Here is a 12,359-nt window from a genome sequence, read left to right as displayed (position 1 = left end):
TAGAGAATGGCCTACAGGAGTCCTGATTTTCGGGCAGAAAAGAGCAGATAAATCTCCCGTAGGCCAAAACTTTACGCCTTACAGTACTGCCTAGTCGTTCGCTTGGGAGCGTTTTTTGACTTGTGAGAGACTTGTGTCAGTTGCTTTAGCCAAACGCGTTCCATACTCTTTATCTGCACGATAGAAGTAGCTCACCATGATTTCCTTAACTTCTTTATCCATAACCTTATTTAGGTCACCTGCTAAGTTTGTAATCAAGTCACTTTTATCTTGTTCACTCATGCTGCGGTACTGCACACCCGCTTGATAGAAGTTTCGAGGATTGCTGATCGCTTTTTGTTGCACCGTACCAACAAGCTTGGTTTCTACGGCATTGAATTGAACATCTTCTGCCAACTCTAGTTTTCGGCTTGGTTCATAGTTCACATCACCATTAGTCAGCGTTGCATTGTTGCTCAAGCCATTTTGGTTATGGTTGCTCACTGGCGCTAACGGTCGGTTAACGGGTAGTTGAAACAGGTTAGCGCCCAAGCGATAAAGCTGTGTATCGGCGTAAGCAAACAAGCGACCTTGCAGCAAACGGTCTTCAGACGGCTCGATACCAGGAATTAGATTCGAAGGCGCAAATGCCGCCTGTTCGGTGTCTAAAAAGAAATTTTCAGGTAGACGGTTCAACGTCATAGTGCCGACTTTTTGATCCGGTACATTCAGCCATACTTTGGTTGCATCAAGTCCGTTATAGTCAAGTTTACTTAATGCCTCAGGAGATAGTACCTTCACGTAAAGATCCCACTTAGGGTAATTACCTCGGCCAATTTCAGCATAAAGGTCATTGGTAAGATGGTTGAACTCTTTACCTTGCATCTCAGTGACTTGATCAGGGCGAAGGCTTTTAACTCCTTGCTGGCTCTTCCATTGGAACTTCACATAGTTCACGTCGCCTTGCTGATTGATCCACTTATAGGCATGAACCCCAAAGCCATCCATTGTGCGATAACTCGCTGGCGTACCTAGATTACTGTACACCCAAGTCAACATGTTGGTCGCACCCGGCTCACTGCTAAAGAAGTCAAAGAATCGGTTTGGATCCTGAACGTTGGTTACTGGAGACGGTTTTAGAGAGTGCACCATATCCGGAAACTTAATCGAATCACGAATAAAGAACACTGGCAGATTATTCCCTACCAGATCCCAGTTACCCTGTTCAGTATAAAATTTGGTGGCGAAACCACGCGGGTCACGAAGTGTTTCTGGTGATCCTTTTGAGTGAATAACGGTCGAAAAACGAACGAAAACAGGAGTCACCTTACCTTTATTAGTAAAAGGGTCGGAAACCGTTAAATCACTAAAATTACCAGAAGCGACAAATTCACCATGTGCGCCCGTACCGCGAGCATGAACAACACGCTCAGGAATACGTTCTCTGGCAAAACGCTGCAATTTTTGGATCAGATGGACGTCTTGCAGCAATACACTGCCATTCTCACCTGCTGTTATGGAGTTTTGGTTGTCACCGACTGGTGCACCGTTGTCTCTGGTCAGGGTTTGAGCCTGTAGAGATGTGCTGGCTAAGCCAACTGTAATTAATAAAAAGCTTTTTGACATCTGCATGGTTGCTCTCCAATGCGTGCTAACCATCAAACCAATCGAGTGGTTAATGGATATTCAAAAGCTCTTTTCTGCCCACCAAGAATATAACTTCAATGTTTACATTTGTTTAATGGGAAATAACGATAGATTCAATAGGTGAAAACGATGGAGTGATTCAATTGGTTCGAATAGAGAAAAATAACAGCCCAAATACTCGCGATTTCTAATCCCTTTCAAAGGTGACGTTGAAAGGTTAGCCACAAACTGTCACGCCGTTTTATCAATGCGACGAATGGTAATAATGAGGATTGAATGGTGGGGTTGGGGTAGGAGTGGAGAATGTATGTGGTGAGTTTTTTGAAAATAAAGAGCCCCCTAAATGGTGGAGGCTCTACTCATAACAGTATTAATTAAATCGTTATACTTGCTTTGGTTGAAGTTCTTTACCTTCGACCTCTTTTATATCAAATCGTTGCTTTAGCTCTTTCTCGATGCTTTCTAAACTGCGATTTGCTGTCTCAGGAAGGATTTTGATGGCAAACCAAACTTGGCCAAGCAGGATAATCGCGAACATGATGAACAGTGCCGATGTTCCAAATGATTCTCTAAAAGCTGGTGTAAATGAGTTCAAGATAACACCTTGAATCCAGATTGCTGCCGTTGTTATTGAGACCGCGCGGCCACGGACTGAAGTTGGTAAAATCTCAGCTGAAATCGTGAACTTCAGAGGGCCTAAACCGAGTGCTGTGAAGGCAACAAAGAACGCCATTAATCCAACTATCAACATAGGTGGAGTATCAGGTCTGTCGAAGAATATTGCCAAACCAATCAGGCAAGTGAAACAACCAAGTGCTGAGGTTATTAGCATTTTTCTGCGACCCACTTTATCGATGAATACCATTGATAAAGAGGTAAATATAACGCTTACTAAGCAGATCCAACCAAAACCTCCCAGTGCAGAACCTTGGTTGCCCATTATCTCTTCTAGCATTACAGGACCGTAGTACATCACAACAGTTACGCCAGACCACTCTGACCATATTGCTAGTAATACACCCGTCATCAAGCCGAAACGCATCACTGGATTTTTGACTAATTGTTTATATGATCCTGCTTTCTCTGAGCGAATTACCTGACGACATTCAATAATCGCTTCTTCTGCTTCACCCTTGGTTAAGAACTTTCTCAGAATGTTAGCCGCTTCTTTTTCTCTAGCTTTAGATATCAACCAACGAGGTGACTCCGGAAAAAATGCTACCAAACCAAGGAAAATAACTGCAGGCAAAAATTCAACAGAGAACATGCCACGCCAGTTTTCAGTAATAAAGAAATGGTCAAGGTAATGACCCGTAACAACGGCAGCCTGGCTGTAGTTAACAATCAATGTGTTGGTGATCACTGAGCAAGTTAAACCGATCACAATGGCAACTTGAAACAGATTACTGAGTTTTCCTCTATGCCTTGCTGGAGCTACTTCTGCAATGTACATTGGGCAAACCACGGTCGCGATACCGATGCCAAAGCCACCAATGATACGTGCCCAGATCAGTAAGTTGAATGAGTCTGCGTACATGCAGCCAAGCACCGATACGATAGCTAGTAAAGCACCTAGCATCAGAGGTTTTTTACGCCCAGCATAGTCAGCAATAGGACCTGCGATTATGCTACCAAATAAGCACCCCACAAGCGCTGATGATACATACCAGCCTTGTTGTAAGGTCGATAATTCGAACTGTTGTGTGATTTGCGTGATCGTGCCGCCAATAACAATGGTGTCCATCCCAAATAGGAATCCACCAATCGTTGCCGCAGCGCAAATGAATGTTAAAAAGAACATCTTCTTATTGTTTTCGCTAAGAATCATTTGATCTCTCCATGAGAATTGTAGGGTACATGGGACGCTGTTCTAGTGCGTCTGGATTACGTAGTCTGCGTTTGATTCGTATTGTTTTATTTTTAACGCATTGACTAGATCCACGCGCTCGGTTTTATCGAGCGCCTCTTTTTTCGACTTTCCACCAGCTAGGTGTCTTGATATTAATCGCTCTCTGAGTACTTCTTCACTTGCTGTGAGAAAGATCTTCAAGTCAATTAAATCGCTGACTGGTCGCCAGTCTTCGTCGGTTGAGTAGATGTAATTGCCCTCGAGTAAAATAATTTGAGTGTCTGACTCAATTAAAAAACCTTCTGCAATGGGATCGTGTAACTCACGACAGTATTTCGGCCAAAAGAATGCGTCAGTGTTTGGCGTCACCGCTTTGGAAAGCAAATGTGCTAATGAGGTTACATCAAATGTTTCGATGCTACCTTTGACTGACGTCAGTCCTTTCTCTTTCAGTACCGAATTGGGGTAGTGAAAGCCGTCCATTGGACACAGTTGGGCTTTGAGGCCTAACTTTGATAGTCCAGAAAGTAGGGATTCAGACAACGTTGATTTACCCGTCGCAGGTGCACCAGAGATACCGATGACAAGAATCTGTTTCCCAGACTCTTGGTAGGTGTTGGCGACCAGTTGAGGAACGCTTGCAATGTCATCAACCGTTAACGAATGTGTTTTAGCCATGATCTGGTTCCTAATTCGGTACATGATAATGCCGCTATGTGACTAGCTTTCTTCAGAGAGCCTTGGAAATCTTGACTCTCCGAGTAGTAATGGCAAAAAGCCCCATGGAAAATATCTCCAGCACCTAGCGTATCGATAGCATCCACTTTAGGTGCAGGGATTAACCCGCTACCGGACTCATCACTATAAAAAACACCTTTGTCGCCCAGCGTCATTGCCCACTTTTTGATCCCGTATTGGTCGCAAAGTGCCTGCATTTTGTCTTTGTCACCATTGGTGAATTCCTCTGAAACAATAGGGATTGTACAGAGAGATAAAAACTGGTCGCTGTGCGATTTCCAAGTACCAGCGTCTAACACAATATCCCCAGTAAACTCAGCCAAAGCTTGTACGTTTGCGCTAACAAACGGATGCTCATATTGATCAAGTAATACGAGCTTTGCATTATCTAGCCACTTCGGGTCTAAACTCATCACCTTTTCGCAATCGGGCTGACTGGCGTTGACGATGAGCCTAGATGCCGTTTGCTTTGCAGAGATAATATTCGATAGTGGTAGCTGGTATTCATCGTCTAAACTTAAATCCACAACCGAAATTTCGTGTTCATTAAGCTCTGCTGTCACTATCGATTTATAGAGGTGATCTTTACCTAAACATGTCCAAAGGTGTACATCAGAGCCTAATGCGTTGCATGCAATGGCAGCATTGAGTGCAGACCCCCCACCACCAATAAAATCAGCAATTGCATTCACCTTTTGATCAGGATCAGGCATCACTTCAACAAAGCTCATCAAATCAATCGTGCTTCTGCCTATAAATACACAATTTCCCATACGTAGAACTCCTTTGAATTACAGCTCACCGCTAGCGTAGCGTGCAGCCATATCATCCATAGAAATTGGTGTAATCTTGTCACCGTGACCAGCACAACCAAATCGTTCAAATCGGTTTAAACAAAGTGCCGTTAGCTCATCCATTCCTGCTAATAGGAACTTACGAGGGTCAAACTCTTGTGGGTTTTTCATCGCTAGTTCTCGGAAGCGACCAGACATCGCCATACGACAATCAGTATCGATATTTACCTTACGAACACCATGTTTGATACCGCGCTCAATTTCTTCGATTGGCACACCATATGTTTGAGGCATTTCACCGCCATTCTCATTGATCATATCTTGAAGGTATTGAGGAACCGATGAGGCACCATGCATAACTAGGTGAGTCGTTGGGAGCTTCGAGTGAATTTCTTCGATAACGTTCATCGCTAAGATATCGCCATCCGGTTTGCGAGTGAACTTGTAAGCACCATGGCTTGTACCACAAGCGATAGCTAGTGCGTCAACCTTTGTTCTTTTCACAAAATCAACGGCTTGATCTGGGTCTGTTAGCAGTTGGCTCTTTTCAAGGATACCAACAGCACCAACGCCATCTTCAGCTTCAGCTTCACCAGTTTCTAAAGAGCCAATACAACCCAACTCACCTTCAACTGAAGCACCTACCCAGTGCGCAGATTGAGCGATACGAGAAGTAATATCTACATTGTAATCGTAGCTGCTTGGTGTTGAAGCATCACGCTCCAATGAGCCATCCATCATTACCGATGTAAAACCGTGGCGAATTGCTGACAAGCATGTTTCTTCGCTATTGCCATGATCTTGGTGAAGAACGATTGGTGTTTTCGGGAACATCTCAGCGAGAGCGCAAACCATCTTATAAAGCATCACGTCACCAGCGTAGCTTTTACGAGCATTGATGCTCGCCTGCAGAATGACACCTGAATTACATTTTGCTGCCGCGCGAACAATAGCAAGTCCTTGCTCCATATTGCTGATGTTGAATGCTGGAACTGCGTAACCATTTTCTGCTGCGTGATCCAGTAATTGTCTTAGTGTAACGATAGCCATTTTCTTCTCCAAAGTGATTTAATTGTTTCTTGCAATTAAATTTACTCAATTTAATTGCAAGAAACAATTAAATAGAATTTAGAATGTGAAAAGGATCGTGTTTTTGTTTTGAGGATCGCTATTTGAATTGGATAAAAAGGACTTTTTCTAAGAGAATATTTTTTGAGGGACAAAAAAACCCAGCAATAAGCTGGGCTAAAAAGAAGAAGGAGAAAGCTGAATCAGTTACTCAGCAACACTTTTCATACCGAATGTTTTTAGTGTCTCAATTCTTGCATTACCGTTCTTAGCGTATACATAGAGACCTGCACTATCTTCATCAGAGAAGATGTTATTGGTCATCACAGTACGGCCGCCATCGGTAAAGATTTCAACAGAAATACTGTCCATAAAGATACGGATGTTTGCTCGATCTTTACTCGCACACTCTAGTGGACATGTTCTACGTAAGGCCGAACGACTGCCCGATTGAGTACGATCAAAAGCCAATTCGCCTTTCTTTAGATCCAACTCAATCAGTGTTTTCTGCTCACCTTTACTGCGAATTTCAAATACAACGCTGTCACAATCGCTAGCAGCTAGGTCAATGTCCGCAATGATTTCACAGTGAACATTATCACCAGCTTCAAATGCGAATTTTTCACCATCGTTTAACTGGAGCTCTGTATGTCTTTTTGGCGAATGGCGCAATTTTTCAACTTCTTGCACAGGCGTGAACTTCAGTTTCCCATCGTGACATAAAGAGACTTCTCGGGCCAAAGTGATACTACCGTACCAACCCAGTTCACTGGTATCGTAAGTGCCATCACACCATGGCATGAATGGCCATGAACCAATCCAAGCTTGAATGAGAGTGCGCCCATTTTCATCATCGAACACTTGTGGTGCGTAGTAGTCGAATCCCCAATCTAGAGAGCCCATCGTAGACCAATGGAACTTACCGGTTCGGTAATCAAGGTCACCAACAAGGTAAACTACTTGACGCTGTTGCATACCCATAGGTGAATACATAAGGACGTGTTTGTCACCCAATTTGAAGATATTTGGGCACTCAAGCATTGTCCCGAGTTCGCCCATACTCTCTACACAATAACCTACGAATTCCCAATCGGTTAAATTGTCTGATTTGTGAAGGCAGACTTTACCGAATCCATTGGTCTCGTAGTTTGATGGGTTAATTAGATCGCTCACGCCATCTGTTACACCGGTCACCATGTACCATGAGCCTTCATGCTTCCAAACCTTTGGATCGCGGAAGTCATGTAGATTAATTCCCTCTGGTGGATCAGATAAGATTGGGTTCCCGTCATATTTGTCAAAGTTAACGCCATCAGTCGACGTTGCCATACATTGAACTTGGCGAGCTTGTGCACATCCCGTATAGAAAAGAGTCATCACACCATCGTTATTCACAGCACTACCCGTGAAGATACCTCCGCCATCCCAGCCGTCATATTCTTCGCTTGGTGCTAAAGCTTCTGGCAGTGTTTCCCAGTGAATGAGATCTTCGCTGACTGCATGTCCCCAGTGCATGGTTCCCCACTTGCCAGTAAAAGGATGATGTTGATAGAAAAGGTGGTATTTACCCTGATATTGAATCAGTCCATGCGGGTCATTAATCCAGCCTACCGGTGCTTGGTAATGGTAATGTTCACGCCAATGGTGCTGCTTAACCGTATCTTTATGCTCAGCGATGTATTCTTCAACTTGATCAATAATTGCCTGATGCTTCTTCTTATCGAATACCACAAGGACCTCCAATGTTATCGAAATATATTTAATTGCAACCTGCAATCAAATATATTTCATTTAATTGCAGCTAACAAATATAGTATGATGAACTTGAGATTGCGCTCACATAAGTAAAGTAGACTCAATTTCTAACTATATGATTTTATTGAAACTTAACTTTTTCTATATATTGTGTAGATCCATTGGAACGTTATTGCAGATCAAATTGGTCAGGAGAACTATGAATAAGCCTATGAGAAGCGGACTGGGCGTTTCGTTAGATGATGTACAAAATCATAATAAGCGCGTCATTCTTAATGCACTTCACAATAGTGGTAGTTGCTCCAGAAAAGAGATCAGCCAATTGGTTGGACTTGACCAAGCGACGGTAACTAGAGCGATAAAACCTCTAATAGAACAAGGACTTATTGTTGAAACTGGTGTGCGAAAAGCGGCACGTGGTCGAAGCTCTATCTATCTGGGGTTCAATACCCAACATCTACGAATTGTGTCCGTTCGAATACAGCGTACTAACTTCTCAATTGATACCTACGATCTCAATGGTGTTTCGCTAACCAGCATAGTCAAACCAATTAATACTGATAATAGCCCAGAAGAGCTGATCGAGTATTTGACCAAGCAAGTGAGCGATGTTCTGAATGAGCAGGAAGGTGATGTTTTAGGGATCTCGGTTGCGATGCCCGGCCCATTCTTAGAGCAAGATAATAAAATTATACTGATGACCGACGCAAAAAATTGGCAAGATGTTGATTTTATTTCCCACATGCGAGAGCAATTTCCAGACTATCCAATCTATGCAGGCCATGATGCAAAATTGGCTGCACTCGCGGTTTGGCGCCAGCTACAAAGCACTTATGAAGCAAGCGTTTTACTGTATGTCTCTCTTGGGCAGGGGGTCGGTTCGGGCTTAGTGATTGAAGGGCAGGTTTATCACGGTAGTTTAGGGACGGCTGGAGAAATTGGTCACACATCGATCAATTTTCAAGGGCCGCAATGTAAGTGTGGCAATCTAGGTTGCCTTGAGCTGTATAGTTCAACAACGGCCTTGATTGAACGTTACAAGGAAGAGGCCTCATTAGTATCCGCGGACTTTGAAATGGTAGTAAATGCATTTCATGACAGAGAATCTGCTGCGATAAACGCGGTTGATTACTTAGCTAAGTGCTTAGCACATGGATTAGTGAACAATATTAACCAATTAAACCCTGATTTAGTGGTAATTGGTGATGAACTGACGCAATTAGGGGCTGATTTCTTAAATCGTGTAAAGGAATACACATTTCGTTTATTGCTTCCGGATCTGGCAAGCAATATCGAACTGGTTCTTGATGAAAGTGATGAAGATTTGGTTCATAAAGGTAACTATCACAACGTGATGTCAAATGAGCTACTTCTGCCTTTAGCACATCTAGGGATTAAAGCCACCAACACACCTGAAAGTTCTAAATAAAGTTAGCTAACACAAACAAAAAAATAGCCACTAATCAGCGGCTATTTTTAGTTATCTAAACGAAGCTTCAATTACTTCTGTCTTGCTACTTCTTCGTCTCTTCAACGACAGCTTTCATCAATACTGATGTATCCATGCGGCCTTGTCCTTCGGCAGACAATGCCTTGTATGCGTTGTTGGTTTTTTCAGTCAGTGGAAGCTGGATGCCTTGGCGCTCTGCTTCATCTAGGCAGAAGCCTAAGTCTTTGATCATCCAATCAATTGCGAAACCGAAATCGAACTTGTCTTGCGCCATTGTGGTAGCGCGGTTTTCCATCTGCCATGAGCCTGCTGCGCCGTTTTTAAGACAATCAACCAGAGTTGGGATATCCAAACCTGATTTTTCAGCAAGTACCAAACCTTCAGATAAACCGTTCAATACACCCGCGATGCAGATCTGATTAACCATTTTTGCGCGTTGGCCTTGGCCGACTTTACCCATCAGAACCGACGATTTTCCGTAAGCTTCGAATACAGGTTGAAGGTCGTTGAATAGCTCTTGTTCACCACCACACATGATAGTTAGCACACCGTTTTCTGCGCCCGCTTGACCACCAGACACTGGTGCATCCATGAAGCGAACACCAGCTTCCTTCGCAGCGACTTCAAGCTCTTCAGACAGGACTGCCGACGTTGTGGTGTGGTCAACAAGAATCGCGTTTGGCTTCATTGCTGCCAGTGCGCCTGTTTCGCTGGTTGTCATACTGCGTACGTCGTCATCGTTGCCAACACAAACTAATACTACGTCGGCTTCAGCGACACACTCAGCTACGCTCTCAGCGGCTTTACCTTGGTGTTTATCAGCCCAGTCTAGTGCTTTGCTATGAGTGCGGTTAAATACCGTTACCTCAAAACCGGCTTTGACTAGGTGGCCTGCCATTGGGAAACCCATTACGCCTAGCCCGATAAAACTTACTTTCATTTCTTTCTCCTTTTCATTTAACTCAGCTCATCGTGATGGAACGAGCGAACGCTCTCAATCAAGGTCTCGATAAGCAAAGTCAAAGCCTTCGGCTGATATTTTCTTTCTTTGTACACTAAATATGCTTGGCGATCACCCCGATGATACTCAGGGAGCACTTGAATCAGATTCATTTCCGGAGAAACATGACGAAAAGGCAGTGAGGCGATGCCCAATCCCTTTTGCGCAGCGGCCGCAACCGCATAAATATCGTTAACGATGAACTTAGGTTTGATCGTCACCATCTGCTCTAACTGACCAGATTTGTAGAGCGGCATATCAAACACATCATCGACATTAATCCACTCTTGATGCTCGAGATCGTCTGGCTTTTTAATCTCTTCACGAGAATCCAGATACTCTTGGCTCGCAAAAAATCCGTGCTTGGCCTTAAAGAGTGGTCGCGCAATCATGCCGTCCATGTCGGAAATTTGAAACGTGATCAACAAATCACGATCGGTTTCAGGCACCACTTGCTGTTGGCTCAAGATGAGGTTGAGTTGTACTTTTGGGTACTCAGCAAGGAATTGCTCGACAGTCGGGCGAAGAAAACCGCTATAGAAGTTATGAGGCACCGCGAGCTTTATTTTGCCTTGGATAGCATCGCGCTCTTCAAGCAAGCTACTAAACCCTTGATGCAGTGACTCCATGCTGCTACTCAGCGCTGCAAAGGCCGCTTCACCATCTTTAGTGGCCACCAGCTCACGACCTTTCTTTTCCAAAAGTCGGATATTAAGGCGATCTTCCAATGCGGTTAACCGACGTGACATAGTCGACACAGGCAGTTGCAGCCGTTTCGAGGCTGATAGCAAAGAGCCCTCTTCAACCACTGCACAGAATAAGAACAGATCATCAATGTTTCCAAATATGGAATTCATACTTCTATATGTGCCTATTTTTCTCATTAATGGATAGGAGTAACCTTATCTCATCAACAACAGAAAATCACGGGAGAAACATAATATGAACAACAAACAATTTTGGGTAACCGCGATTTTATCCTCCCTGACCATGGCGACCATCATGTCTGGGTTAATTTCTGGCTACAAAATGGGGTTCAGCCGCGAATGGCCGCCAATCTGGATGCAAAGCTTTTTCATTGCTTGGCCGTGTGCCATCGTGCTCAACCTCACCGTGCTCCCTTTGATCAGAAAACTCTCTGCATGGATTTGTCGCCCGAGAACGCTTTGCAAACCTGAGATCACGGAACGATGATCAAGGGTTAATGTTCAGGAGCTATGTTCTAGACAATATCATTAAGAGGCTGCGATCAAAGAGATGCGTTCAAAAAACGCTGTTCATGGATAAACGCCTGAATTGCGCCCATAAAAAAACCGAGCACTAGGCTCGGTTTTTTTAATAACTGTTGTTACTGTAAAGATTACAGCTCAGCGTTGTGGTAAACCTGCTGAACATCATCGCAGTCGTCAAGCATGTCTAAGAACTTCTGGAACTTCTCAGAATCTTCTTCAGCTACTGGCGTAGTCGTTTGAGGAACGAAAGTGATTTCCTCAACGTCTAGAGTTAGCTCTGGGAACGCAGTGTTTAGTGCAGTCTTCGTTTTGAAGAACTCAGTCGTTGGAGCGAATACAGTGATAACACCGTCTTCTAGCTCAACGTCAGTCACGTCTACGTCTTCCATCATTAGCGTTTCTAGGATGATCTCGTCGTCTTCGCCTTTGAACTGGAATACAGCTTGGTGAGCGAACATGTGAGAAACAGTACCTTCAACACCGATTTTCGCGCCAGTCTTAACGAAACATTGGCGAACGTCTTGGAAAGTACGGTTGCCGTTGTCAGTTAGACAGTCAACGATTACGCTTGTGCCACCTGGGCCAAAACCTTCGTAACGAGCTGGTTGGAAGTCTTCACCGCCGCCGCCGTTCGCTTTATCGATCGCTTTGTCGATAACGTGAGCTGGTACTTGGTCTTTCTTCGCTTTAGCAATCAGGTGCTTAAGAGGTAGGTTCATGTCTGGGTCAGAGCTGCCGTTCTTAGCCAGTACGTAAATCTCTTTACCGTATTTAGAATAAACTTTAATTTTTGCGCCTGCAGTTTTCGCCATTGAGGCCTTGCGCACTTCAAAACTTCTTCCCATCG

11 protein-coding genes are annotated in these 12,359 nt (G+C 44.0%); 2 read left to right on the top strand and 9 right to left on the bottom strand.

Annotated features, from left to right (window positions below; genetic code table 11):
• Positions 1-90: 90 nt before the first annotated feature.
• The 6 genes from OC193_RS22990 to OC193_RS22965 all read right to left on the bottom strand — a co-directional run bounded on the left by OC193_RS22990 (position 91) and on the right by OC193_RS22965 (position 7,806).
• On the bottom strand, positions 91-1,611 hold the full coding sequence (locus OC193_RS22990; RefSeq protein ID WP_048663972.1) for a catalase: 1,521 nt from the start codon (positions 1,609-1,611) through the stop codon (positions 91-93).
• A 397-nt stretch (positions 1,612-2,008) separates the two neighbouring features.
• Positions 2,009-3,454 (bottom strand): sugar porter family MFS transporter, encoded by a 1,446-nt coding sequence (locus OC193_RS22985; RefSeq protein ID WP_048660558.1) that lies wholly within the window; start codon positions 3,452-3,454, stop codon positions 2,009-2,011.
• A gap of 42 nt (positions 3,455-3,496) precedes the next feature.
• A complete protein-coding gene (locus OC193_RS22980; RefSeq protein WP_048660556.1) occupies positions 3,497-4,153 on the bottom strand; it encodes a nucleoside/nucleotide kinase family protein in 657 nt (218 codons plus the stop codon).
• The gene (locus OC193_RS22975; protein ID WP_048660555.1) at positions 4,132-4,986 is read right to left on the bottom strand and encodes a PfkB family carbohydrate kinase; all 855 of its coding nucleotides are present in this window, start codon (positions 4,984-4,986) and stop codon (positions 4,132-4,134) included. Before OC193_RS22975 ends, OC193_RS22980 begins: the two co-directional genes overlap by 22 nt.
• Before the next feature lie 18 nt (positions 4,987-5,004).
• Positions 5,005-6,057, bottom strand: a complete 1,053-nt coding sequence (gene fba, locus OC193_RS22970; protein WP_048660554.1) for a class II fructose-bisphosphate aldolase — start codon at positions 6,055-6,057, stop codon at positions 5,005-5,007.
• A 225-nt stretch (positions 6,058-6,282) separates the two neighbouring features.
• The gene (locus OC193_RS22965) at positions 6,283-7,806 is read right to left on the bottom strand and encodes a glycoside hydrolase family 32 protein (protein ID WP_048660550.1); all 1,524 of its coding nucleotides are present in this window, start codon (positions 7,804-7,806) and stop codon (positions 6,283-6,285) included.
• A 223-nt stretch (positions 7,807-8,029) separates the two neighbouring features.
• On the opposite strand from OC193_RS22965, the gene OC193_RS22960 reads away from it, so the two are divergent.
• Positions 8,030-9,259, top strand: coding sequence for an ROK family transcriptional regulator (locus OC193_RS22960; RefSeq protein ID WP_048663980.1), 1,230 nt, complete (start codon positions 8,030-8,032; stop codon positions 9,257-9,259).
• Positions 9,260-9,344: 85 nt separating this feature from the next.
• On the opposite strand, the gene OC193_RS22955 is transcribed toward OC193_RS22960, so the two are convergent.
• On the bottom strand, positions 9,345-10,220 hold the full coding sequence (locus OC193_RS22955) for an NAD(P)-dependent oxidoreductase (RefSeq protein ID WP_048663982.1): 876 nt from the start codon (positions 10,218-10,220) through the stop codon (positions 9,345-9,347).
• Positions 10,221-10,237: 17 nt separating this feature from the next.
• The gene (locus OC193_RS22950; RefSeq protein WP_048663984.1) at positions 10,238-11,137 is read right to left on the bottom strand and encodes a LysR family transcriptional regulator; all 900 of its coding nucleotides are present in this window, start codon (positions 11,135-11,137) and stop codon (positions 10,238-10,240) included.
• Positions 11,138-11,222: 85 nt separating this feature from the next.
• Here OC193_RS22950 and OC193_RS22945 point away from each other — a divergent pair, with 85 nt between their 5' ends.
• On the top strand, positions 11,223-11,474 hold the full coding sequence (locus OC193_RS22945) for a DUF2798 domain-containing protein (protein ID WP_048663985.1): 252 nt from the start codon (positions 11,223-11,225) through the stop codon (positions 11,472-11,474).
• Between the two features lie 166 nt (positions 11,475-11,640).
• On the opposite strand, the gene OC193_RS22940 is transcribed toward OC193_RS22945, so the two are convergent.
• Entirely contained in the window at positions 11,641-12,357 is a 717-nt protein-coding gene (locus OC193_RS22940) for a YebC/PmpR family DNA-binding transcriptional regulator (RefSeq protein ID WP_017057670.1), read from the bottom strand.
• Positions 12,358-12,359: the final 2 nt, after the last annotated feature.

Origin of the sequence: Vibrio crassostreae (genome assembly GCF_024347415.1) — a bacterium.
Taxonomy (GTDB): domain Bacteria; phylum Pseudomonadota; class Gammaproteobacteria; order Enterobacterales; family Vibrionaceae; genus Vibrio; species Vibrio crassostreae.
This window is presented reverse-complemented; position numbering and strand designations above follow the sequence as displayed.